The sequence below is a fragment of the Shewanella sp. Isolate7 genome (genome assembly GCF_022398425.1).
Taxonomy (GTDB): Bacteria; Pseudomonadota; Gammaproteobacteria; order Enterobacterales; family Shewanellaceae; genus Shewanella.
The window spans coordinates 19,415-42,697 of record NZ_JAKEVJ010000020.1; the positions used below are offsets into that span (position 1 = coordinate 19,415).

Annotated in this window: 20 protein-coding genes; 5 read left to right on the forward strand and 15 right to left on the reverse strand. The window is 52.0% G+C overall.

Annotated features, from left to right (window positions below; all coding sequences use genetic code 11):
- Positions 1-76 precede the first annotated feature (76 nt).
- The gene (locus tag L1D47_RS06845) at positions 77-1,582 is read right to left on the reverse strand and encodes a CoA-acylating methylmalonate-semialdehyde dehydrogenase (RefSeq protein ID WP_239883401.1); all 1,506 of its coding nucleotides are present in this window, start codon (positions 1,580-1,582) and stop codon (positions 77-79) included.
- Between the two features lie 136 nt (positions 1,583-1,718).
- On the reverse strand, positions 1,719-2,909 hold the full coding sequence (locus L1D47_RS06850) for an acetyl-CoA C-acyltransferase (protein ID WP_239883404.1): 1,191 nt from the start codon (positions 2,907-2,909) through the stop codon (positions 1,719-1,721).
- A gap of 472 nt (positions 2,910-3,381) precedes the next feature.
- Here L1D47_RS06850 and L1D47_RS06855 point away from each other — a divergent pair, with 472 nt between their 5' ends.
- Positions 3,382-4,608 carry an alpha/beta hydrolase-fold protein gene (locus L1D47_RS06855; RefSeq protein WP_239883413.1) on the forward strand — a complete coding sequence of 409 codons (1,227 nt, stop codon included), beginning with the start codon at positions 3,382-3,384 and terminating at the stop codon, positions 4,606-4,608.
- Between the two features lie 31 nt (positions 4,609-4,639).
- Here the strand turns inward: L1D47_RS06855 and L1D47_RS06860 are convergent, their stop codons facing one another.
- The 4 genes from L1D47_RS06860 to cobB form a co-directional block, all read right to left on the reverse strand.
- Positions 4,640-5,299 (reverse strand): Type 1 glutamine amidotransferase-like domain-containing protein, encoded by a 660-nt coding sequence (locus tag L1D47_RS06860; RefSeq protein ID WP_239883423.1) that lies wholly within the window; start codon positions 5,297-5,299, stop codon positions 4,640-4,642.
- Between the two features lie 53 nt (positions 5,300-5,352).
- Positions 5,353-5,640, reverse strand: a complete 288-nt coding sequence (locus tag L1D47_RS06865) for an antibiotic biosynthesis monooxygenase (protein WP_239883425.1) — start codon at positions 5,638-5,640, stop codon at positions 5,353-5,355.
- 40 nt (positions 5,641-5,680) lie between these two features.
- Entirely contained in the window at positions 5,681-6,100 is a 420-nt protein-coding gene (locus L1D47_RS06870) for an ATP-binding protein (RefSeq protein ID WP_239883441.1), read from the reverse strand.
- 146 nt (positions 6,101-6,246) lie between these two features.
- Positions 6,247-6,993, reverse strand: coding sequence for a Sir2 family NAD+-dependent deacetylase (cobB, locus tag L1D47_RS06875; RefSeq protein ID WP_239883427.1), 747 nt, complete (start codon positions 6,991-6,993; stop codon positions 6,247-6,249).
- Positions 6,994-7,304: 311 nt separating this feature from the next.
- Here cobB and fur point away from each other — a divergent pair, with 311 nt between their 5' ends.
- Entirely contained in the window at positions 7,305-7,736 is a 432-nt protein-coding gene (fur, locus tag L1D47_RS06880; protein ID WP_041511619.1) for a ferric iron uptake transcriptional regulator, read from the forward strand.
- A 104-nt stretch (positions 7,737-7,840) separates the two neighbouring features.
- On the opposite strand, the gene L1D47_RS06885 is transcribed toward fur, so the two are convergent.
- Positions 7,841-8,341 carry a GNAT family N-acetyltransferase gene (locus tag L1D47_RS06885; RefSeq protein ID WP_239883429.1) on the reverse strand — a complete coding sequence of 167 codons (501 nt, stop codon included), beginning with the start codon at positions 8,339-8,341 and terminating at the stop codon, positions 7,841-7,843.
- A gap of 219 nt (positions 8,342-8,560) precedes the next feature.
- Here L1D47_RS06885 and L1D47_RS06890 point away from each other — a divergent pair, with 219 nt between their 5' ends.
- Positions 8,561-10,234, forward strand: coding sequence for an FMN-binding glutamate synthase family protein (locus L1D47_RS06890; protein ID WP_239883431.1), 1,674 nt, complete (start codon positions 8,561-8,563; stop codon positions 10,232-10,234).
- Positions 10,235-10,304: 70 nt separating this feature from the next.
- Here the strand turns inward: L1D47_RS06890 and sucD are convergent, their stop codons facing one another.
- The 8 genes from sucD to sdhC all read right to left on the reverse strand — a co-directional run bounded on the left by sucD (position 10,305) and on the right by sdhC (position 19,928).
- Complete coding sequence (sucD, locus tag L1D47_RS06895; protein WP_011865457.1) at positions 10,305-11,177, reverse strand: succinate--CoA ligase subunit alpha; 873 nt, start codon at positions 11,175-11,177, stop codon at positions 10,305-10,307.
- Positions 11,177-12,343 carry an ADP-forming succinate--CoA ligase subunit beta gene (sucC, locus tag L1D47_RS06900; protein ID WP_239883433.1) on the reverse strand — a complete coding sequence of 389 codons (1,167 nt, stop codon included), beginning with the start codon at positions 12,341-12,343 and terminating at the stop codon, positions 11,177-11,179. The genes sucD and sucC overlap by 1 nt, the downstream gene beginning before the upstream one ends.
- 103 nt (positions 12,344-12,446) lie before the next feature.
- Complete coding sequence (gene odhB / locus L1D47_RS06905; RefSeq protein WP_041511545.1) at positions 12,447-13,637, reverse strand: 2-oxoglutarate dehydrogenase complex dihydrolipoyllysine-residue succinyltransferase; 1,191 nt, start codon at positions 13,635-13,637, stop codon at positions 12,447-12,449.
- Positions 13,638-13,669: 32 nt separating this feature from the next.
- Positions 13,670-16,492 (reverse strand): 2-oxoglutarate dehydrogenase E1 component, encoded by a 2,823-nt coding sequence (gene sucA / locus L1D47_RS06910; protein WP_041511546.1) that lies wholly within the window; start codon positions 16,490-16,492, stop codon positions 13,670-13,672.
- 214 nt (positions 16,493-16,706) lie between these two features.
- Complete coding sequence (locus tag L1D47_RS06915; protein ID WP_041511547.1) at positions 16,707-17,414, reverse strand: succinate dehydrogenase iron-sulfur subunit; 708 nt, start codon at positions 17,412-17,414, stop codon at positions 16,707-16,709.
- A 10-nt stretch (positions 17,415-17,424) separates the two neighbouring features.
- On the reverse strand, positions 17,425-19,191 hold the full coding sequence (sdhA, locus tag L1D47_RS06920) for a succinate dehydrogenase flavoprotein subunit (protein ID WP_041511548.1): 1,767 nt from the start codon (positions 19,189-19,191) through the stop codon (positions 17,425-17,427).
- Positions 19,192-19,539 (reverse strand): succinate dehydrogenase, hydrophobic membrane anchor protein, encoded by a 348-nt coding sequence (sdhD, locus tag L1D47_RS06925; protein WP_041511549.1) that lies wholly within the window; start codon positions 19,537-19,539, stop codon positions 19,192-19,194.
- The gene (sdhC, locus tag L1D47_RS06930; protein WP_041511550.1) at positions 19,533-19,928 is read right to left on the reverse strand and encodes a succinate dehydrogenase cytochrome b556 subunit; all 396 of its coding nucleotides are present in this window, start codon (positions 19,926-19,928) and stop codon (positions 19,533-19,535) included. Before sdhC ends, sdhD begins: the two co-directional genes overlap by 7 nt.
- Before the next feature lie 412 nt (positions 19,929-20,340).
- On the opposite strand from sdhC, the gene L1D47_RS06935 reads away from it, so the two are divergent.
- Together L1D47_RS06935 and L1D47_RS06940 are read left to right on the forward strand one after the other, a co-directional pair.
- On the forward strand, positions 20,341-21,627 hold the full coding sequence (locus tag L1D47_RS06935) for a citrate synthase (RefSeq protein ID WP_041511551.1): 1,287 nt from the start codon (positions 20,341-20,343) through the stop codon (positions 21,625-21,627).
- A gap of 583 nt (positions 21,628-22,210) precedes the next feature.
- Positions 22,211-23,275, forward strand: coding sequence for an efflux RND transporter periplasmic adaptor subunit (locus tag L1D47_RS06940; RefSeq protein WP_041511552.1), 1,065 nt, complete (start codon positions 22,211-22,213; stop codon positions 23,273-23,275).
- Positions 23,276-23,283 lie beyond the last annotated feature (8 nt).

Here is a 23,283-nt window from a genome sequence, read left to right on the forward strand (position 1 = left end):
GTTGTAGGCTAGTAATGAGAAAAGCGATTCGGCCCCGGCCTTATCGCTTTTACCTTGCAAGGTCTCTTGCTATCCCTTATTTCAGGGCAATGGTCATGTTAGGCGCATGGTGCTCCGCCTCGACGATATCTGTCTCGAACCAACGAGCGGTGATCGTCTTGGTTTCTGTATAGAAACGCACCGCCTGCTTACCGTAGGCGTGTTGATCGCCGTAGAAGCTGCCCTTCCAACCGGTGAACGAGAAGAAAGGCAGTGGCACAGGAATAGGCACGTTGATCCCCACCTGACCCACTTCGATGTTGTGTTGGTACTTACGGGCCGCGGCGCCGCAAGCGGTAAAGATTGAGGTGCCGTTACCGTATGGGCTGGCATTGACGACCTCGATAGCCTCCTCAAGCGTCTCGGCTTCCATACAGCACAGTACAGGGCCGAAGATCTCTTCCTTGTAGATGCTCATGTCGGTAGTCACATTGGTAAACATGGTTGGGCCAACCCAGTTGCCGTTTTCATAGCCTTCGACGGTAAAGTCGCTGCCGTCCAGCAGACACTCGGCGCCCTCTTCCTTACCTTGGGCGATCAGCTTAAGCACGCGCTCCTTGGCCGCCGGGCTGATAACCGGACCATAGGCCGCATCTTTATCGTCCCACACGCCGGGGCTAACCTTGGCGATGGCATCACGCAGCTCTGGGATCCACTTCTTGGCTTCGCCGACAAATACCGCTACCGACAGCGCCATACAGCGCTGACCGGCCGCGCCCACAGAGGCGCCTACCAGGTTGTTGATCACCTGCTGCTTGTTGGCATCTGGCATGATGACACAGTGGTTCTTGGCACCGGCGAAGGCCTGTACGCGCTTGAGGTTGTCGGTACCTGTCTTATAGATGTACTGACCCACACCCACAGAGCCGACGAAAGAGATCGCCTTGATATCCTGATGACTCAGCAGCACGTCTACGGCCGTCTTGTCACCATGCACCAGCTGCAACACGCCCTTAGGTGCGCCAGCCTCTTCGAACAACTCAACCAGACGCTGCGGCGTCATAGGATCTTGCTCAGACGGCTTAAGTACGAAGGTGTTACCACAGGCGATAGCCAGCGGGAACATCCACAACGGGATCATCGCAGGGAAGTTAAAAGGGGTAATACCGGCGCACACACCCAGGGGCTGAGTGTAGCTATAGGTATCTATGCTGCGGGCAACGTTTTCAACGGTTTCACCCATGATCAGGCTAGCGATATTACAGGCATGCTCGGCCACCTCGATACCGCGCCATACATCACCCTTGGCATCTTCGAACGTCTTACCGGTTTCCTGAGCCAGGATGGTGGCGATCTCATCATGATGCGCCTTGAGCAGATGCTGGTAGCGGAACATCACACGCGCACGCTCAGACACAGGCACCTCTTTCCAGGTAGCAAAGGCTTGCTTGGCACTGGCGATGGCGGTTTCAACCTCTTCGACCGTGGCGGCGTTGATGGTGGCAATCACCTCGTTGTTTGCCGGGTTGGTGACAGAGATCTGTTGCTGGCCGCTACCTAAGATAAACTGACCGTCGATGTAATGTTTTACTTGAGTTGTCATATCGCTTTCCTAAATACGTCTAACAGGCCCGGGCGAATGCCGCTGCCTGATGATCTGCTATGTAAGTGACAGCAAAAAACTCACATAATCATGGGTGAATGCATTGGGCTCACGACTGCGAGCCCAAATAACGGGATTAAACTTCGATTGCCATGGCAGTGGCTTCGCCGCCACCGATACAGAGCGAGGCCACGCCGCGCTTAAGGCCTCTGGCCTTCATGGCATGGATGAGGGTGACCAGCACGCGGGCACCTGAGCAGCCGATAGGATGACCCAGGGCACAGGCGCCGCCGTTGACGTTGACCTTAGTCTCGTCTAGGCCCAGCTCAGAGATAGCCAGCATGGTGACCATGGCGAAGGCTTCGTTGATCTCAAACAGGTCCACCTCGTCTTTCGACCAGTTCACCTTATCCAGTAGCTTGTTCATGGCGCCGACCGGGGCCGTGGTGAACATCGAAGGCTCTTGTGAATGTGTGGTGTGCCCCTTGATGGTGGCCAGCACCTCCAGGCCGCGCTTGCTGGCCTCTTCGGCGCTCATCAGCATCAACACGGCCGCGCCATCTGAGATAGAGCTAGAGTTAGCGGCCGTGATGGTGCCATCTTTGGCAAAAGCGGGACGCAGGCTTGGGATCTTCTCGGGTCTGGCGTTGCCAGGCTGTTCGTCGGTATCCACCACGAGATCGCCTTTGCGGCTTGCCACTGTCACGGGCACTATCTCGTCCTTAAAGGCGCCAGATTCGATGGCGGCGTTGGCTTTTTGCAGCGAGCCGAGGGCAAAGTTATCCATCGCCTCACGGGTAATACCGAAATCATCAGCCGTCTTCTGGGCGAAGGTGCCCATGGCACCGCCTGTGTAGGCATCTTCGAGGCCATCTAAGAACATGTGATCCAGCACCTTCCCGTGACCCATACGCATGCCGCCGCGAGCCTTATCCAGCAGGTAAGGCGCCTGGCTCATGCTCTCCATGCCACCGGCAATCACTATTTCGGCGCTGCCGGCCTTAATCAAATCATGAGCCATCATGACGGTCTTCATGCCTGAACCGCACACCTTGTTGACCGTTGTGGCGCCAACAGACAAAGGAAGATCCGCACCTAAGGTTGCCTGACGCGCAGGGGCCTGACCCAGGCCTGCCGGCAATACGCAGCCCATCAAGACTTCGTTAACCTCATCGCCCTGAACACCCGCTTGAGTCATCAGTCCCTTGATCGCCGTGGCGGCGAGTGTCGGTGACGGCACGCTGGAAAGGGCTCCCTGGAATCCGCCCATAGGGGTGCGCTTTGCCGCGACAATCACGATTTCTTGGTTATTTTGCTCTGTACTCATCTTCCGCTCCATTCAAGGTACTTATGCGCTCACATCACACGACTCCCTCTGGGAAGCGTGATCATGTTCAAATAATATCACTCTGACGTTTACGCGAACGTAAAGCAAGCATTAACTGGTCGAATTTCACTAACTTTAGTCTAATGTCTTGTCAGGCTGCATTTACAGCGTGGAGACAAGATGCTGTTTTTCGCCAGCCCTACCATCACGAACTCGCCGATGCGAATAATAAGAAAGTAGGACTAAAACAAATAAAAACAAGGATTAACTAAGCTTAAGCCAAGGCTGGTGCATTTTTCAGCAAGACATATCCGACCAATTTTTGGTAGAAATAGGGTTAAAAATATAAGGCCCTAGCAGTTTGACATGGACGAGACACACAATGACACACAATACCGCTTCTGCCCCTGGGAGATGTTTCTCCCTTTGCTTCTCTCTTTGCATCTCACTTAGCATCACCCTGTTACTAAGCTTGAACCAGGCATGGGCTGCGTCGCCTGTAAATCAATCACAATCACCTGCAGATGCGTATACCGGCGCCAAGCCCATCATCGCGGGACATGAGTTCAGCCATGACTCGAGTCAGTTTAAGGCGCCGAGACGCTACATGGTCTCTCTGCCCGAGGGCTATTATGGCAACGCGCGGCGCTACCCTGTGCTCTATGTGGTGGACGCCGATTTTCAGTTTCAGCATGTCTCGGCATTAGCATTGCATCTGGCACGCATGGGCAAGATAGCCCCCATGATAGTGGTGGGAATCGCCAATCAAGGCCAGGGAGACTACCTCTACAGCACCACCTGGAAGAGTGACGAAGGCGAGGCCTTCGGCGGTGCAGACACCTTCTACCGTTATCTGACCACAGAGCTGGTGCCCACCATAGACGGTCAGTTTCGCACCAACCCCCATAAGGCCCTGGCGGGCTACTCCATGGGCGGCCTATTTACTCTCTATGCCATGACACAAGCAAACAGCCCCTTCGATGCCTATCTGGCCATGAGCCCGAGTGTTTGGTATGACAAGATGAGTTATATCGAGCGACTCGATGAGCGGCTCAAGCAAGGTGCGATAACGGCGCCACTCTTTCTGACCTTGGCCAACGAGCAAGAGATGGGCGTGGATGAACTGGTAAGCGCACTCAAAGGCTATGACGCACAAAAGATCCGCTGGCAATTTAAGCACTACCCCGACGAGAACCATTTCACCACCGCCCTGCCGGCACTCAATGACGGCCTGCTATTCTTATCCCCCGACTATGGTTTGGATGGCGGTGAGATGCTGGCCCTTGGCGACTACCGGGCAGTGCTGGATTATTTTGCCAAGCGCAAGGCTAACTGGGCCGGCTTTCATATCGAGTGGCTACAGGCCTACCAATTTGCCAAGTATCTGTTCTGGTCCAAGCAGCTCGATAGACTCGATGAGGTTTTACAGGCGGTAAAGGCCGAGTTTCCCGACTCGCTCACCATAGTGACGGTTCAGGTTGCCAAGGGCTTTAACATCAAGGGGCAAGCCGAAAAGGCCAAGGCCATGCTCGATAGCGTGGCCAAACAGGGAGAGGCCTCGCCCTACTGGCACAGAGAGATGAGCCTCTACTATCAAGGGATGGGGGACGAGGCGAATGCCAAGCGCCATCAGGACAAAGCCTTAGCACTCGCCGAGGAGTATCGGCTTAACACCTGGGAACTTTGGGAGCTGCAGTAGCGCGCCTATCCGCCGATAGCCTAGCTTTGTGCTAGGCGAGTGCCATTAAGCCCACACCGTCGAACAGCAGTGGCTGCCCGAAACCGCGCAGCCCTGTCTTAGTGGCGATGACCGCGTCCTCATCGCTACACAGAATCAAGGGATACTCGGCCAGCGTCGATGCCTCCAGTAGGCTGGCGGCCTGCACGCTAAGTGCTACCCCGCCATCGCTGAGATCGCTATGGGGCAGGAATTGATAAGGAAGCAAGGCTAAAGCCCGCAAGTCGCTCAGTCCCAGATGATTCACATCACCGCACAGGGACGCACAGGCGATGGTCGGCGTCATCAGCATGGCCCCGGCGCTCAGACCAATTAAGATCCCGCCGCGATTAAGATAGGCCTTAAACGACTCCATCAGGCCGCGCGCCTGCAGCTGAGCTAAAAATTGAAAGGTATCGCCACCGGCAAGGTGGATAGCCTGGCAACTCAGCAGTGTATCCAGCCCCGCCAGCGTATAGCCCTGCTCCAGATCCAGATAATGGCACAGGCTCATCCCCAATTCGGCATATTGTTTCTGAGTCGCACCGTAGTAACTTAGCTCTGGTTCATGGCCTGAGGCCAAATAGCCCAGACTGGTGCCTTCGCCGAGCACTTCTGTTATCGCGGCCTGACTTGCTGCGCCGCGAAGATCGCTCATCAATACCAGTGTCATCTGACTTCTCCTTGTAAGTTATTTGCCTTCCCAGCGCGACTTCGACTTCTAGGTTAGCCCTGATATTGACGCTTTATCTCGACCACCTCGACCTGATAACGCTCATACCAGGAGCTGCGGCCGAGTTGTTGGGCGATTTGATGTTCGCTGTCTTGTTTCCAGGCCAAAATGTCGGCCTCATTTTGCCAATAGGAGATGGCGATCTCCTGCTCCCCTTCGGTTACGGCGACAAAATCGACGCAATGATATTTATCCATCGCCAACTGACGCATCTTGGCGGCCATCTCTGAGTATCTGGCATCTAACTTGGCCACCTTGGCCCGAAATATCACGGCAAACATCTTGCTCCCTCAATGGATTAAAAATAGAAGATAGCAGCAATTACAGCTGCTGGAATTGACTCGCCATCGCCTGGATCTGCCTGAGCCCCAGACCATGTTGATTACGCTCGGCGCATAGTGCTTGATGAGCCTTATTGAGAGGATCACCGATCAACAAGATGCGCACCTGGTAACCCATCGCCTTGGCGGCGGCATCGTAGGCCATAAACTCCCAATGGGCCATGTTGGTGTTATCGCAGATCACCACAGGTTCACGGCGAGACAATGCCTGAATGAATCCGGTGAGATTAAGCTGATGATATTCAGACAGCTTACTGGCGTCGAAACGGTACTCACCCTCACAGATAAAGCGATCGTCGGTAGAGAAGTAGCCGCGACGACGAATCGCCTCGCCATCACTATGGCTGGCAAGGAAGGCGTTGACCCAATGGCTCTTGCCGCTGCCCGGCAGTCCCCGCATGATGATGGCAAGTGGGCGTTTAGGACCGTCTTCGCCCCTTGTCGCTTCTTGTGTCTGCGCTTCTTGTGCCTTCTCTTCAGGTGTTTGCGCAGCTTCTACCTGCGACAATTCCTCTGCTGGGCTCACCTCTGTGATCACGCGATGACTCACGCCTTGGAGACACCCGGTAAGGGCTGGTCGCTTATCACCTCGCCTGCGAGGATCTGCTCCACCAGTTGTGGCACTATCTCGCTGGCCTTACCCTGCAGATGATACTGAAACTGGCTGTGACGATCGGCTGGCACCAGGTTAACCTCAACCGTCTGGGCGCCATGATGATTGGCGGTATCGACAAAGCCGGCCGCGGGATAGACGGTGCCCGAGGTGCCGATGGCGATAAAGAGATCGCAGGTATCCAGCGCATGCTGTATGCGATCTAGGCCGATAGGCATCTCGCCAAACCAGACCACGTGGGGGCGCAGGCGCTGGGCGGGTATACAACAGGTACAGGTGTGGTTTACGCCGAAGTGATCGGTCAACAGAAAGGTTTGGTGAGAACGTGGGCAACGCCCTTTAGTTAACTCACCATGCATGTGCAGCAGGCGACGCGAGCCGGCGCGTTCATGGAGATCGTCGATATTTTGCGTCACCACCAATAGCTGACCATCGAACTCCTGCTCTAGCCTCGCTAGCGCCTTATGGGCGGCGTTGGGTTCTATTTCACCATTATGGAGCTGCTGCCAGCGCTCGTTATAGAAGCGCTCCACCATTTCTGGGTCGCGGGCATAGCCTTCAGGCGTCGCCACGTCTTCAATTTTATGCTCTTCCCAGAGCCCATCTTGATCCCTAAAGGTTCTCAAGCCAGATTCTGCTGAGATCCCTGCCCCAGTTAACACTACGATCTGCCGATACATCCCTCTTCCTTATTTTTATGCTTATGCGGGCGGCTGGCACCCACAGGATACAGGTTAACCAGATTTCATCCTGCCTGATAAGTCGCCGTTGGGCTATTAGGCATTAGTCTCAATAACATTACAAAAAGTACGCGTTAAATTCAGCCTAAATCACACAGGTAGGGCCAATTTAGAACAAATTTCTGCCGATGCGAACAATATGCAAGATCAAAGGTTTAAGTTTTCAATTTCACCCCCTATAATGGTTCTCAACATCAACTACCTGAACCACTATTGGCATTGCTAATGGTTCTTCAATCCAGAGATTAATGATGACAGATGGAAATCAAGCGCTAAAGAAAGCGGGATTAAAGGTCACCTTACCACGAGTCAAGATCCTCGAGCTGATGCAGGAGCCCGAAAACCAGCATATCAGTGCAGAAGAACTATATAAGAAACTGCTCGATATTGGCGAAGAGATAGGACTGGCAACGGTTTACCGTGTACTGAACCAGTTCGACGACGCGGGTATCGTTACCCGTCACCACTTCGAAAGCGGCAAGGCGGTGTTTGAACTCTCCTCTACCCATCATCATGATCACCTTGTGTGCCTCTCTTGCGGTAAAGTAATTGAGTTTTCTGATGAAGTGATCGAGAGACGCCAAGACGAGATCGCCATGAAGCACAACATCAAGCTGACCAATCACAGCCTGTACCTCTATGGTGTCTGCACCAATGATGAGTGCGACCACGGCGACGAATAATCCGCTAGACACTAAAAAACCAGCGTTATGCTGGTTTTTTTTTGTTTCTGACGCTGGTTTTTGAAACTGTTATCAGGCTTGGGCAAATGCCTGATAAATCCGTTTTATAACACCTTATGAAACACGTTCACCTTATGACCCATGAATTTACTGCGTTCACGCTCAGTCATACCCAGCTTTCGCACCACCCCTTCGGAGCCTTTGTTGCCAAGTAGAATAAGCGCTATCGCCTCATCGATGCCGTGATCCTTAAAGCGTGACAGCGCCGCCTGCCCGGCCTCGCTACCTATCCCCTTGCCCCAATATTCAGGCAAGTAGCGATAACCCAGCTCCACCTCATCAAATTCTTTAATGTAAGTCGGGCCACAGAAACCTATTACCTTGTTATCGGCCTTATGCTCCACCGCCCAGCGGCCAAAGCCACGCTCACGATAATTTTTGAGCAACACGTTTTCAAGAATATCCTCTGCCTGTGAGCGACAGGTCATGGGCGCGCCAGGAATATAGGTCAGCACCTCAGGAATGCTATTGAGCAGGAATAGGCTCTCCACATCCTTGGCCTCGAATCGACGTAATATCAGCCTCTCTGTTTCCGCGATGAACACAACTTACTCCTTTTTTCTCCCATCCAGCTCACCAATATACCCACTACAGGGTAGATTAGAAAGTATTAATCTAAGCTTTTGTCGACACTGCTTTACACTAAGCCCTCTTAAAATAAGCAAAATTCATCAATCACCTACGCCATGGCCGATTGCCAAAGCCGCCGCAATAACGTTCAATAGATGGATAAATGATAAGTGTCTGCAATACAGGAATGCGTTATGACAATCATGCAAAAGGTCTTTTGGCTTATCGCCACCCTAGGCAATGGCGCCGGGCTCTATTTCTATCTCAATGACGGCGGCATGGGCGCGGCCATTTTTCTGGGCTTTACCCTGCTCTACACCTTAGTCGGCGCCTATGATCTGCAATTTAGCTCGCACACGCTTAACCGCCTCTATCCTGTGGTTGCCTATCTGCGCTACTTTCTCGAGTCTTACCGGGTTGAGATACAGCAGTATTTTATCGCCAGCGATACTGAGGAGGCCCCCTTTAACCGCGAGCAGCGATCACTCGTCTATCAGCGGGCCAAGAATGTCCGCGATACCATCGCCTTCGGTACCCAAAGGGATCTGTTAGAGGAGAACTACCTCAGCCTGTGGCACTCGCTGTCACCGAAACATATCGACGAGCAGGCCAAGCGGGTGCGTATCGGCGGACCTGACTGCACCCAGCCTTATGACGCCTCCTACTTTAATATCTCGGCCATGAGCTTTGGCTCCCTCAGCGCCAATGCCATCGAGGCACTCAACCTGGGCGCCAAGAAGGCGGGTTGCTATCACAACACGGGCGAAGGCGGGACCAGTCCCTATCACCTCAAACATGGCGGCGATCTGGTATGGCAGATAGGCTCTGGCCTGTTTGGCTGTCGTGACGATGAGGGTAACTTTAATCCGGACAGCTTCGAGAAGATGGCCAAGCGTCCACAGGTCAAGATGATAGAGATAAAACTCAGCCAGGGCGCTAAACCCGGCCATGGAGGCGTGCTACCCAAGGCGAAGATCACCCCGGAGATCGCCATGATCCGCCATATCCCCATGGACAGAGACTGTGTCTCTCCGGCGGTTAACCCTGAGTGCACCACGCCCATCGCCCTGCTTAACTTCGTCAAACGCCTGCGGGAGCTCAGTGGCGGCAAGCCAGTGGGCTTCAAGCTCTGTATCGGTAATCCGGCTGAGTTTCTCGCCATCTGTAAGGCGATGCTAAAGACAGGTATCACGCCAGATTTCATCACCATAGATGGCGCCGAGGGTGGCACCGGGGCGGCGCCGGTAGAGTTCAGCAACCGTCTGGGCATGATGTGCCTCGAAGGAGTCTACTTTGCCAATAATGCCCTGGTTGGCGTGGGGCTGAGACACAAGATAGCTCTTATCGCCTCGGGCAAGACGGCCTCCAGCTTCGATCTGCTGACCAAGATTGCCATGGGCGCAGACTTAGTCAACGCCGCCCGCACCATGATGCTGTCTCTGGGTTGTATTCAGTCGAGACATTGCAACACCAACATGTGCCCCACGGGCATAGCCACCCAAGATCCGGCCCGTTCCAAGGCTCTGGATGTCGAGGTGAAGAGTGAGCGGGTAAAGAACTTCCACCACAACACCTTAAAAGCCTTCTATGAACTGGTAGGCAGCATGGGACTGGATAACCCCAACAAGCTAAAGCCGAGGATGATCAAACGCCGCTCGCCCTATGGACTGCTCATCTCCACCGGCAGCCTGGTGGCTCCCCTCACCCACAACGCCATCATAGAAGAGAAGCTGCAAGGCACCGCCTGGGCGTCATGGTGGCAACAGTGCACCGCCGAAGACTTCTACTGCGAGGACACCTATATCCTGACCCCGGCCGAGTTTGGCCTCTCTCGCCGCAGAGACAGCACACTCAAAGACAGGGCTTGAGCGATATTTTTACGGCGATCAAAAAAGGCGCCCTAGGGCGCCTTTTTTTAATGCTTACCGACTCGCTTGATTACCAACCGGTCTTAGCACGCAGTGCACTGCCGATGTCGGCCAGTGAACGTACGGTGGTCACGCCTGCCGCTTCTAGTGCAGCAAACTTGTCTTCAGCCGTACCTTTACCGCCAGCGATGATAGCGCCAGCGTGGCCCATACGCTTACCAGCAGGTGCAGTCACACCGGCAATGTAAGAGACGACAGGCTTAGTCACGTTAGCCTTGATGTAGGCCGCTGCTTCTTCTTCAGCAGTACCACCGATCTCGCCAATCATCACGATGGCTTCGGTCTGTGGATCGTTTTGGAACATTTCCAATACGTCGATGAAGTTAGTGCCTGGAATTGGGTCACCACCGATACCAACACAAGTTGATTGGCCGAAACCTTCATCGGTAGTTTGCTTAACCGCTTCATAGGTCAGAGTACCAGAGCGAGAAACGATGCCCACTTTACCTGGCTTGTGGATGTGACCTGGCATAATACCGATCTTACATTCGCCTGGAGTGATAACACCTGGGCAGTTTGGACCGATCATACGAACGCCAGTCTCTTCCAGCTTAACCTTAACTTCCAGCATATCCAGAGTAGGAATACCTTCAGTAATACAAACGATTAGCTCGATGCCGCCGTCGATAGCTTCTAGGATTGCATCCTTACAGAAAGGCGCTGGTACGTAGATAACGGTAGCAGTTGCACCAGTTTCAGCCACAGCGTCTTTAACAGTGTTGAACACTGGCAGACCCAGGTGAACCTGACCGCCCTTGCCTGGCGAAACACCGCCAACCATTTGCGTGCCGTATGCGATCGCTTGCTCAGAGTGGAAAGTACCTTGACCGCCAGTGAAACCCTGACAGATAACCTTGGTATCTTTGTTAATTAATACAGACATTATTTGCCCTCCGCAGCAGCAACAACTTTAACAGCAGCGTCAGTTAGCGACTCGGCTGCAATAATGTCAAGACCAGAGTTAGCCAATACTTCGCGACCTAGATCTGCGTTAGTACCTTCAAGACGAACAACCACTGGCACTTCAACACCCACTTCTTTAACAGCGCCGATGATACCTTCTGCGATCATGTCACAACGTACGATACCGCCGAAGATGTTTACTAGCACTGCTTTAACGTTTGCGTCAGACAAGATGATCTTGAATGCTTCAGCAACACGCTCTTTAGTCGCGCCGCCGCCAACGTCAAGGAAGTTAGCTGGCTTGCCGCCATGCAGGTTAACGATGTCCATAGTACCCATTGCTAGGCCGGCACCGTTTACCATGCAACCTACGTTACCGTCTAGGGCAACATAGTTCAGCTCGAATTTCGCCGCGTGTGCTTCACGAGCGTCATCCTGTGATGGATCGTGCATGTCACGGATCTTTGGTTGACGGAACAGTGCATTGCCATCGATACCAATCTTACCGTCTAGACAGTGGATGTTACCTTCGGTAGTGATAACCAGAGGGTTGATCTCAAGCAGTGCGAAATCATGGTCGGTGAACATAGTCGCCAGACCCATGAAGACTTTAGTGAACTGCTTCATCTGAGTTGGGTTTAGACCCAACTTGAAGCCAAGATCACGTGCCTGGTATGGCTGAGGACCAGTCAAAGGATCAATAATCGCCTTGTGGATCAGCTCAGGTGTCTCTTCGGCAACAGTTTCAATCTCAATGCCACCTTCGGTAGACGCCATGAAAACAACGCGACGGGTCGCACGGTCAACAACGGCACCAAGGTACAGTTCGTTTGCGATATCAGTGCAGCTTTCGACTAGGATCTTAGCAACTGGCTGACCTTTTTCGTCAGTCTGATAAGTCACCAGGTTCTTGCCTAACCAATGCTCAGCAAATGCTCTGATCTCTTCTTTATCGCCGGTAACTTTTACGCCACCTGCTTTACCACGGCCTCCTGCGTGTACTTGACACTTAACAACCCACATATCTCCGCCAATATGGCCAGCCGCTTCTACCGCCTCTTGAGGGGTATCACAAGCATAACCTTCTGACACTGGTAAACCATATTCGGCAAATAGGGCTTTTGCCTGATACTCATGCAAATTCATGATGATCTATCCGTATACTTCTAATCTAATCCAACCGGCTCAGTTGAGTCGGTAGCGAGGGGTGATGCCTACCGTTACCGACAGGCATCGAAACAACATCGTCTTACAGGTCTAATAGTAGACGAGTTGGGTCTTCCAGGAAGTCCTTAATGGCAACCAGGAAGCCAACAGACTCACGACCATCGATGATACGGTGGTCATAAGAGAGTGCTAGGTACATCATAGGTAGAATTTCTACCTGACCATTAACCGCCATTGGACGATCTTTGATGGCATGCATGCCCAGGATCGCACTTTGTGGCAGGTTAAGGATAGGGGTAGACATCAGCGAGCCAAATACACCGCCGTTAGTCACGGTGAAGTTACCGCCAGTCATGTCGTCAACGGTCAGCTTACCATCGCGGCCCTTGATAGCCAGCTCGCGTACGTTACGCTCGATGTCGGCCAGGCTCATGGTATCTGTGTCACGCAGTACTGGAGTTACCAGGCCGCGAGGAGTCGATACCGCGATGCTTACATCGAAGTAGTTGTGGTAAACGATATCATCACCGTCGATAGAGGCGTTTACTTCAGGGAAACGCTTCAGGGCTTCGGTCACGGCTTTCACGTAGAAAGACATGAAACCAAGGCGAATGCCGTGCTTCTTCTCGAACAGCTCTTGATACTGCTTACGAATGTCCATGATAGGCTTCATGTTCACTTCGTTGAAGGTCGTCAACATAGCCGTTGAGTTCTTCGCTTCCAGCAGACGGTTAGCAATGGTCTTACGCAGACGCGTCATAGGGACACGCTTCTGGCTACGCTCACCCAGTGGCGCAACAACTGCAGGCGCGTCAGCAGGCTTAGCCGCAGGTGCCGACTTGATGAAGGCTTCCACATCTTCTTTAGTGATACGACCGCCAACACCTGTGCCCTTGATCTTAGCAGCGTCCAGGTTGTGCTCGGCAATCAGACGACGAACAGATGGGCTTAGGGCATCGTTAGTCTCTTCGCTCTCAGCTGCCTGAGGCGCTGCCGCTTCGGCTTGTTCCTTAGAAACTTCCTGACCGGCAACCGCACCAGCAACAAACTTCGCGATAACGGCTTCGGCCAACACTGTGTCGCCTTCTTCCGCCAGGAACTCAACGATTGAACCATCTTCTGGCGCAACCACTTCTAAAACGACCTTGTCGGTTTCGATATCGACCAGGTTTTGATCACGAGACACTTGCTCGCCAGCTTTAACATGCCATGTGGCGATGGTTGCATCAGCAACGGATTCTGGCAGTACGGGTACCTTAATTTCGATACTCATGGAAAGCTATCCTTTTTATAAATTGTCTATTACTACAGTTTTAATGCGCTATTGATTAAAGATTCTTGCTGCTGGGCGTGCAGGGCCGGATAACCACATGCTGGCGCGGCCGAGGCTTCACGACCCGCATAGGTTAATTGAGCACCGGCAGGAATGGCTGCCCAGAAGTGGTGCTGGCTGCAATACCAAGCGCCCTGGTTCTGAGGCTCTTCCTGACACCAAACGAAATCTTTAACGTGCTGATACTGGGCGAGGATTTTTGCCATATCTTCGTGTGGGAACGGGTACAGTTGTTCGACACGGATCAGAGCAACATTATCCAGCTTCTCTTTACGACGCTTCTCGAGCAGTTCGAAGTAAACCTTACCACTACAGAAGACTACGCGATCTACCTTGCTGCTATCGAGTTCATCGATTTCACCAATCACGTTTTGGAAGGTGCCTTCGGCAAGCTCATCCAGGCTAGACACGGCCAGCGGATGACGCAGCAATGACTTAGGTGACATCACCACCAGAGGACGACGCATAGGACGCACCACCTGACGGCGTAGCATGTGGTAAACCTGCGCCGGCGTCGATGGGACACACACCTGCATATTGTGGTTAGCACATAGCTGCAGGAAACGCTCCAGACGTGCACTCGAGTGCTCTGGCCCCTGACCTTCATAGCCATGTGGCAGTAGCATAGTCAAGCCACACAGACGGCCCCACTTCTGCTCGCCGGATGAGAGGAACTGGTCGATCACCACCTGGGCACAGTTAGCGAAGTCACCGAACTGGGCTTCCCAGATGGTCAGGCCTCCCGGCTCAGCCGTCGCATAGCCGTATTCGAACGCCAATACTGAGGCTTCAGACAATACCGAGTCAGAGATATCGATAGGGCCTTGCATGTCAGACAGGTGACGCAGCGGCAGATAAGCGGTGGCGTCATTTTGGTTGTGCAACACGGCGTGACGGTGGAAGAAGGTACCACGGCCAGAGTCTTGACCTGTGATACGCACGCGCTTGTTGTCATCCAAAATAGAGGCGTAAGCCAAGGTCTCGGCAAAGCCCCAGTCCACTAGCTTATCACCGGCGGCCATGGCCACACGGTCTTTGTAGATCTTAGCAACGCGCGACTGTAGCTTATGACTCTCAGGCACATAGCTGATCTTCTCAGCCAACGCCTTCACACGCGCTAGCGGTAGCTCGGCAGGATAAGCCTCGTCCCACTCGCGGTTGAGATAAGGAGTCCAGTCAACGGTATGCAGCGTCATTGGGCGCCACTCTTTCACCACGCAATCGCCTTTATCCAAGGCGTCACGGTAGTCGTTGATCATCGCGGTCACGTCATCGGCACCTAGCGCCTTCTCTTCGATCAGACGGTCGGCATAGATCTTACGTGGCGTAGGATGCTTCTTGATCTTGGCATACATCAGCGGCTGAGTTGCACTCGGCTCATCGGCCTCGTTGTGGCCGTGACGACGGTAACATACCAGATCGATCACTACGTCACGCTTAAACTCGTTACGGTAATCAACCGCCAACTGAGCAACGAAGGCGACCGACTCAGGGTCGTCTGCATTCACGTGGAAGATAGGCGCCTGTACCATCTTAGCGATATCGGTACAGTATTCTGTAGAACGGGTATCTTCGGTCAGGTTAGTGGTAAAGCCCACCTGGTTGTTGACCACGATGCGGATACTGCCACCTACCTTAAAGGCACGGGTCTGAGACATGTTGAATGTCTCTTGTACTATGCCCTGACCTGCGATGGCGCTGTCACCATGAATGGTGATCGGCATGACCTGAAGGCCCGTCTTACAACCGCGGCGGTCCAGACGTGCTCTTACCGAGCCCATGACCACAGGGTTAACGATCTCAAGGTGAGACGGGTTGAAGGCCAGTGCCAGGTGCACGTTGCCACCGGGGGTTTCGAAATCTGAAGAGAAACCTTGGTGATACTTAACGTCACCCGAACCGTTAAGCTCATCGCTGTGCTTACCGGCAAACTCGTCGAACAGCTCAGATGGCTTCTTACCTAGGATGTTAACCAGCAGGTTAAGACGACCACGGTGAGCCATGCCCACGACGATCTCTTTGGTACCTGCTTCACCACCACGGTAGATGATTTCACGCATCATAGGGACGAGCGCGTCACCACCTTCCAGTGAGAAACGTTTTGCGCCGGGGAACTTGGCACCGAGATACTTCTCCATACCTTCGGCGGCGTTGAGGCCCTCGAGGATGCGAGTCTTGGTATTCTTATCGTAATTCGCTCTACCTAATGATGGCTCCAAGCGTTGTTGGATCCAACGCTTCTCATCGGTATCTGTGATGTGCATGTATTCAGCACCGATAGCACCACCATAGGTCGCTTTCAGTGCTTTAACCAGGTCACCTAGCTTCATGGTGTCACCACCGTGAGCGAATGAACCTGTGTTGAATTCACGCTCCATATCTTCGCTGGTTAGGCCGTGGAAGGCCGGGTCCAATTCAGAGACGGTATCGCGCTTCCATAGCCCGAGGGGATCCAGATTCGCATTCTGGTGGCCGCGGAAACGGTAGGCGTTGATCAGCTGAAGAACTTTAACCTGTTTGGCATCGACTTCGGGATCGGTCACACGAGCAGCGCTCTTATGACGACCGTCTAGCGCCAAACTACGGAAATATTCACGTACTTTAGAGTGGGCAGCTTCGGGCACATCTGCTGTTGCACCGTTGGCATATGGGAGGTTATCAAACACCGCTCGCCAGTCGTCTGATACTGACTGAGGGTCCTCTTGATAGGCTTCATACATCTCTTCTACATAGGTCGAATTAGCCCCGTTTAAATGAGACGATTCGAGCCAGGCTTTCATGATGCCTTGGTGCATTTCTATTCCTTTCAAACTTTATACACGTGTTTTTAGCCAAAGTATTGAAAATGCAATTCAGTCAAATGTACTGCAATTGCAAAATATCTGCCGCCCCTAGAGTCCAGATTTCACGGCATGTGTAGTTCCATTACATAAAAGAGCCACTTCTCACATGGGAGAAGTGACTCTCAATGAGCTATATAATTATTAAAATCAGCTCAGTGTGTTGCATTTATACAGCTCGCTTAAGCAACATAGACTTGATGTGTCCAATTGCTTTAGTCGGGTTGAGTCCTTTTGGACAAACGTCAACACAGTTCATGATGCCATGGCAACGGAATACGCTGTAAGCATCATCGAGCTCAGACAGACGCTCTTCGGTCGCGGTGTCACGGCTATCGATAAGGAAACGATAGGCGTGCAACAGGCCGCTTGGACCGACGAACTTGTCTGGGTTCCACCAGAATGATGGACAAGCCGTCGAACAACAAGCACACATGATACATTCATACAGACCGTCCAGGTGCGCACGCTCTTCTGGCGATTGCAGGTGTTCACGGGCTGGTGTCTTGTCATCGTTGATCAGGTATGGCTTGATCTTCTCGTACTGCTTGTAGAACTGAGTCAGGTCAACAATCAGGTCGCGAACCACAGGCATACCAGGTAGTGGACGTATCTCCAGCTTCTTACCCTTGAAGGTAGAAATAGGCGTGATACAGGCCAGACCGTTCTTACCGTTCATGTTAACGCCATCACTACCACATACACCTTCACGGCATGAGCGACGGAACGCCAACGTTGGGTCTTGTATCTTTAGCTGCATCAGGACATCCAGCACCATCATATCGGTACCTTCTGCCACTTCCAGCGTGTAATCCTTCATGTAAGGCTTTGCGTCTACTTCAGGATTATAGCGATAAATAGCAATCTTCAAATTCATCTTATCTTCCTTAGTAGGTACGCTTGATCGGCGGGAAGGCTTCACGAAGCTTAGGCTCCATGTTCACCGCACGCTTGGTCATCTGCTCAGTCTCAGGATTGAATAGGCTGTGGCATAACCAGTTCTCATCATCACGCTCGAGGAAGTCTTCACGTGAATGCGCACCACGACTCTCTTGACGGAAGTTCGCCGCGTAGGCCGTTGCAATCGCTGTCGCCATCAGGTTGTCTAGCTCTAGACACTCGATACGCTGAGTATTGAACTCTTTCGAGTTGTCAGACAGCTTGGCATTAGCCAGACGCTCACGAATCGCCTTAAGCTCTTCGAGGCCTTCTGCCATCGCCTCACCGGTACGGAATACCGAGAAGTTAAGCTGCATACAAAGCTGAAGATCTTTACGGATCTGCGCAGGGTCTTCACCGTCTTTGTTGCTTTCCCAACGATTAAGACGCTCAAGTGACTTAGCAATATCTGCATCGCTCGCATCTTTCGGTGTTGCAGTCTCATCCAGCGCCTTACCCAGGTGCTGACCAGCTGCGCGGCCGAAGACCACGAGGTCGAGTAGTGAGTTACCACCTAGGCGGTTCGCACCGTGTACCGATACACAGGCAATCTCACCCACGGCAAACAGACCAACCACATCGCTTTCGCTGCCATCTTCGTTCTTACGGATCACCTGACCGCTAACCTTAGCAGGCAGACCACCCATCATGTAGTGACAGGTTGGCAGTACAGGGATTGGACCGTCAGCCGGATCGATGTGCGCGAAGGTACGAGACAGTTCGCAAACGCCTGGTAGACGTGCTTCCAGGGTCTCTTTACCTAAGTGATCTAGCTTAAGTAGACAGTGAGGGCCTAGTGGGCCGTCAAGGCCGCGACCTTCACGGATCTCGGTCATCATAGAACGTGCTACCACGTCACGTGATGCCAGGTCTTTCGCGTTTGGCGCATAACGCTCCATGAAGCGCTCGCCATCTTTGTTCAGCAGGTATCCGCCTTCACCACGACAACCTTCGGTAACCAGTACACCCGCGCCGGCGATACCGGTTGGGTGGAACTGCCACATCTCCATGTCTTGCATCTGCACGCCAGCGCGCATCGCCATACCAACACCGTCACCGGTATTGATGTGGGCGTTGGTAGTAGAGGCGTAAATACGACCCGCACCACCAGTAGCCAGAATAGTGGCCTTAGACTTGAAGTAAACGATCTCGCCGGTTTCGATTTCGATTGCAGTACAACCTACGATGGCGCCGTCTTCGTTCTTCACTAAATCCAGTGCATACCACTCAGAGAAGACTTCAGTCTTATGCTTAACGTTCTGCTGGTATAGGCAGTGCAGCAAGGCGTGACCGGTACGGTCAGCCGCCGCAGCGGTACGTGCCGCCTGCTCGCCACCGAAGTTTTTCGATTGGCCGCCGAAAGGACGCTGATAAATTTTACCGTTTTCGAAACGAGAGAATGGCAGACCCATATGCTCTAGCTCGATAATGGCTTCAGGACCGGTTTGACACATAAATTCGATCGCGTCTTGGTCGCCGATGAAATCGGACCCCTTAACGGTATCGTACATGTGTTGTTCCCAATGGTCTTCATGGGCGTTGCCTAGGGCGACGGTAATACCCCCCTGGGCCGAAACCGTATGAGAACGGGTTGGGAATACTTTAGATAACAGCGCGCAGCTCTTACCTTCTTTAGAAATCTGTAGTGCAGCTCGCATACCCGCGCCACCGGCGCCAATGACGACTGCATCAAACTCACGTACTGGAATACTCACTTAAACACCCCACACAATAACAATGCCAGCAGCCAGGTAAGAAAGTGCTGCTACGACGAAGACGAATTGGAGTACGCCACGAAGGGCTACCGGCTTAACATAGTCGGTAAGCACCTGCCAGATACCGATCCAGGCGTGAACCAGGATGGCCACCAGGGCAAGAAGCGTAAACACTTTCATCGGCAAAGCACTGAACAAACCGTGCCATACGTCATAAGTGAGAGGCGAACTAGCTGCGATGAATCCTACTAAGAAAATGGTGTAACAAGTAAGGATCACGGCACTAGCACGAAGAAGAATAAAATCATGAACGCCACTGCGTCCAAGACTCGCTGCATTTGTTACCATACCCAAATCCCCGCAATGATTGACCATGCCGCAGCAATAACGAAGGCGGCTTTCGCTGAAGCGTTACCCGATTCCAACTCTTCCCAACGACCGGTATCCATAATCAGATGGCGTACGCCAACAATCAGGTGGTAACCCAGTGCGGTCAGAATTCCCCAGACAACGAACTTAACGATAAAGGTATCAAATAGAGATTGAATGCCTGCGAAACTCTCAGCAGATGCGAGTGATTCACTCAACATCCAGATAAGAATGCCGACGGCAAACAGCATGATGACACCGGAGACACGGTGTAGGATTGACGCAATCGCTGTTGCAGGAAAGCGAATGGTCTGCAGATCTAGATGGACAGGTCTTTGCTTTTTCACGTTCTGCTCACTCTGCTCCATTGAGCATTATTTTTGTTATTGAACCTCTTTCGAACGAAATTTGACCAGCAAGCAAACTTACCACCTCCTCTCGCCTCAAAAGGAAAGTTGAAACAAACAGTTAACTAATTCAAAAATCACTAAATAAGTATGTAAATAATGGTCTTCGAATTGGTTTGTTTGCAGCTCTTTCGAGCCGAAGCAAGTATACGCCCCACAAATGTCAAATACAAACATCACATTATGCAAATTTTGTTTTTTTGGTAAAAAAATCTGCCAAGTCACTGTATTGGCGGGCACTTACGTCAAATTAAGACCATGGTCTAACGAATTTAAACGCTTATTTAAATTGAAATGTGATCTAGATTCACTGTAAAGTATTGGCGTTTGACAAAGCCGCACTCACATAAGAATGAAGTAAGGAGAACGGGGTATGGCTGATAATATAGCCAAATTGGAACTACCAGGGAACGATTCGATTGACCTGCCAATCAAGAAAGGAACGGCGGGATTTGATGTTATCGACATCAGCAAACTCGGTAGCAAAGGTCATTTTACATTTGACCCAGGATTCCTAGCGACAGCATCCTGCGAATCAGCTATCACTTACATTGATGGCGCCCAAGGTATACTTTTACACCGTGGTTACGCGATCGACGAACTTGCCGTCGATTCAGACTATTTAGATCTTTGTTATCTACTGCTTTACGGTGAGTTACCTAACAAGGCTCAATACGACAAATTTGTTTACACGGTTAAGACTCACACTATGGTTAACGAGCAACTGGCTTCGTTCTTCCGTGGTTTCCGCCGTGACGCTCACCCAATGGCCATGCTATGTGGTGTGACAGGCGCATTGTCTGCATTCTACCAAGACTCTCTTGACGTTAACGACGAACATCACCGCGAAATTGCGGCGTTCCGTTTAGTCTCTAAGATGCCGACTATCGCCGCCATGTGTTACAAGTATTCAATTGGTCAGCCATTTGTTTACCCACGTAACGACCTAAGCTATGCGGGCAACTTCCTCAGCATGATGTTTGCGGTACCTTGTGAAGAGTACAAGGTTAACCCAATCATTGAGCGCGCCATGGACCGTATCTTTATTCTGCACGCAGATCACGAGCAAAACGCCTCGACTTCTACCGTGCGTCTAGCCGGTTCATCGGGTGCCAACCCATTTGCATGTATCGCAGCGGGTATAGCTTCACTATGGGGCCCTGCACACGGCGGCGCTAACGAAGCTTGCCTGAACATGCTGGAAGAGATCGGTACTGTCGATCGTATTCCTGAGTTCATCGCTCGTGCTAAAGATAAGGAAGATCCTTTCCGTCTGATGGGCTTCGGTCACCGCGTCTACAAGAACTTCGACCCTCGCGCCAAGGTGATGCGCGAAACCTGTCACGAAGTACTTGCAGAGCTTAAGGTTAATGACCCACTACTGGATGTCGCGATGGAACTTGAGCGTATCGCACTGGAAGATGAGTACTTCGTATCGAAGAAGCTCTATCCAAACGTCGATTTCTACTCAGGCATCATCATGAAGGCTATCGGCATTCCAACAAGCATGTTCACCGTACTGTTCGCCCTTGCGCGTACCGTTGGTTGGATTGCTCACTGGAAAGAGATGCTGGATCAGCCTGGTCACAAGATCAGCCGTCCACGCCAGCTCTACACAGGTTCAGCAGAACGTGACTTCGTCAAACTGGACCAGCGTTAATCACTGCGGCCTAATCTTAAAAAGCATCCCTAGGGGTGCTTTTTTTTATGCCTCTCTTTCATCCCGTATCCCGCTCGGCCCGCTTGGCACCTTCATCCCTCCTTCTTCTCCCCTTTCATCCCACATCGTCCTGACTTCCGCGCCTTCTGATGCCGGCCCTTCTATCGCTGACCTTTTATACCTGGCCTTAAACGCCGATGCTTATATGACGAGTGTTAAACCCCCACTTTATATGACTAAAGTTATATGACTAAAGTTAAATGACTAAAATTTGGTGCCTTGAGTTTTATCGACGACTGACTCCCGTGCGTCCTTTGGTTTGTGTCATCGTCGCCATGCAAGATAGGGTTAACACTTGAGATACATTTTGTATCAAATCCAATTTGCACTGACCTTGGCAATAGGTCTTAACTGTAGATTAGTCAAAAGCATCACATGTTAAACATTTTCGCTACAAACCAGTTAACAAACTCACCGCACCCTGGCAGGTTTTAACGTAAGAAATTGATATAAATGGATTTAACATTTTGGCACATCTTGTGCTTACTAAGGCTAATTGGATAAATAACATAGGTATCCTCACATGGAATCTTTTTCAAAGTTTAAGTTGGCACTCCCCCTACTTTTTGTTGCCGTACTCAGTGCATGTGGTAATGAGGAAACAAAGAAAGAAGAAGAAAAGTACGCCGTCCCCGTTGAAACCACGACCGTCATACAAGGTGATGTCTCCTCTTTTTATAGCACTACAGCTACCCTGGAAGCCCCTCAAGAAGCCGACGTGGTCAGCCGCATTGCCGGGCTTATCGAATCCATTAAGGTAGAAGAGGGCGATCGCGTCACCAAGGGACAGCTGTTAGCGGTTATCGATGCCAAGCGCCAACGCTACGATCTGGCCCGTTCGCAGGCCGAAGTGGAGATCATCGAGCAGGAGCTCAACCGTTTGAAGAAGATGAGCAATAAAGAGTTCATCAGCGCCGACTCCATGGCCAAACTCGAATATAACCTACAAGCCGCCATTGCCAAGCGCGACCTTGCCGCACTTCAGGTTCAGGAGAGCATGGTACGCTCCCCTATCGACGGTGTAGTCGCCAAGCGCTACGTAAAGGCCGGCAACATGGCTAAAGAGTTTGAGCAGCTATTCTATGTGGTCAATCAAGACGAGCTATACGGCATAGTGCACCTGCCAGAGGCGCAGCTGCAAAGCCTGCGTTTAGGCCAAGAGGCGGAGCTTTATGCCAACAAGCATACCAAAGAAACCATACATGCCAAGGTGCTGCGGATCAGCCCCATAGTGGATCCCCAAAGCGGTACCTTTAAGGTCACTCTATCGGTTCCCAACCAAAACGCACAGCTTAAGGCGGGTATGTTTACTCGCGTAGAGTTGCGATACGACACCCACAGCAATGTGATCACTGTGCCCTACAACGCCGTAGTCAATCAGGACAACCAATACGCCCTGTATGTCGTGCAGGGTGAGAATGCCCTGCGCCGCGAAGTCGCCCTGGGTTATCGCGAGGCCGATACCGTTGAGGTGGTCTCAGGGCTAGAGCCGGGCGAGCAGATAGTGATCCGCGGTCAACAAAACCTGAAAGATCAGTCGTTAGTTGAAGTGATCAGCCAACTAGACGTTGCTCGCGCACAACAATAACGGGAACT

Coding starts and splice junctions, on each gene's coding strand:
- cobB (WP_239883427.1), bottom strand. CDS start 6,993: ATGTATCGGCAGATCGTAGTGTTAACTGGGGCAGGGATCTCAGCAGAA.
- L1D47_RS06935 (WP_041511551.1), top strand. CDS start 20,341: ATGGCTGATAATATAGCCAAATTGGAACTACCAGGGAACGATTCGATT.
- L1D47_RS06940 (WP_041511552.1), top strand. CDS start 22,211: ATGGAATCTTTTTCAAAGTTTAAGTTGGCACTCCCCCTACTTTTTGTT.
- sucC (WP_239883433.1), bottom strand. CDS start 12,343: ATGAATTTGCATGAGTATCAGGCAAAAGCCCTATTTGCCGAATATGGT.
- L1D47_RS06870 (WP_239883441.1), bottom strand. CDS start 6,100: ATGCGGGGACTGCCGGGCAGCGGCAAGAGCCATTGGGTCAACGCCTTC.
- odhB (WP_041511545.1), bottom strand. CDS start 13,637: ATGAGTATCGAAATTAAGGTACCCGTACTGCCAGAATCCGTTGCTGAT.
- L1D47_RS06845 (WP_239883401.1), bottom strand. CDS start 1,582: ATGACAACTCAAGTAAAACATTACATCGACGGTCAGTTTATCTTAGGT.
- L1D47_RS06915 (WP_041511547.1), bottom strand. CDS start 17,414: ATGAATTTGAAGATTGCTATTTATCGCTATAATCCTGAAGTAGACGCA.
- sdhC (WP_041511550.1), bottom strand. CDS start 19,928: ATGGAGCAGAGTGAGCAGAACGTGAAAAAGCAAAGACCTGTCCATCTA.
- sdhD (WP_041511549.1), bottom strand. CDS start 19,539: ATGGTAACAAATGCAGCGAGTCTTGGACGCAGTGGCGTTCATGATTTT.
- L1D47_RS06860 (WP_239883423.1), bottom strand. CDS start 5,299: ATGACACTGGTATTGATGAGCGATCTTCGCGGCGCAGCAAGTCAGGCC.
- fur (WP_041511619.1), top strand. CDS start 7,305: ATGACAGATGGAAATCAAGCGCTAAAGAAAGCGGGATTAAAGGTCACC.
- L1D47_RS06890 (WP_239883431.1), top strand. CDS start 8,561: ATGACAATCATGCAAAAGGTCTTTTGGCTTATCGCCACCCTAGGCAAT.
- sucD (WP_011865457.1), bottom strand. CDS start 11,177: ATGTCTGTATTAATTAACAAAGATACCAAGGTTATCTGTCAGGGTTTC.
- L1D47_RS06865 (WP_239883425.1), bottom strand. CDS start 5,640: ATGTTTGCCGTGATATTTCGGGCCAAGGTGGCCAAGTTAGATGCCAGA.
- sucA (WP_041511546.1), bottom strand. CDS start 16,492: ATGCACCAAGGCATCATGAAAGCCTGGCTCGAATCGTCTCATTTAAAC.
- L1D47_RS06850 (WP_239883404.1), bottom strand. CDS start 2,909: ATGAGTACAGAGCAAAATAACCAAGAAATCGTGATTGTCGCGGCAAAG.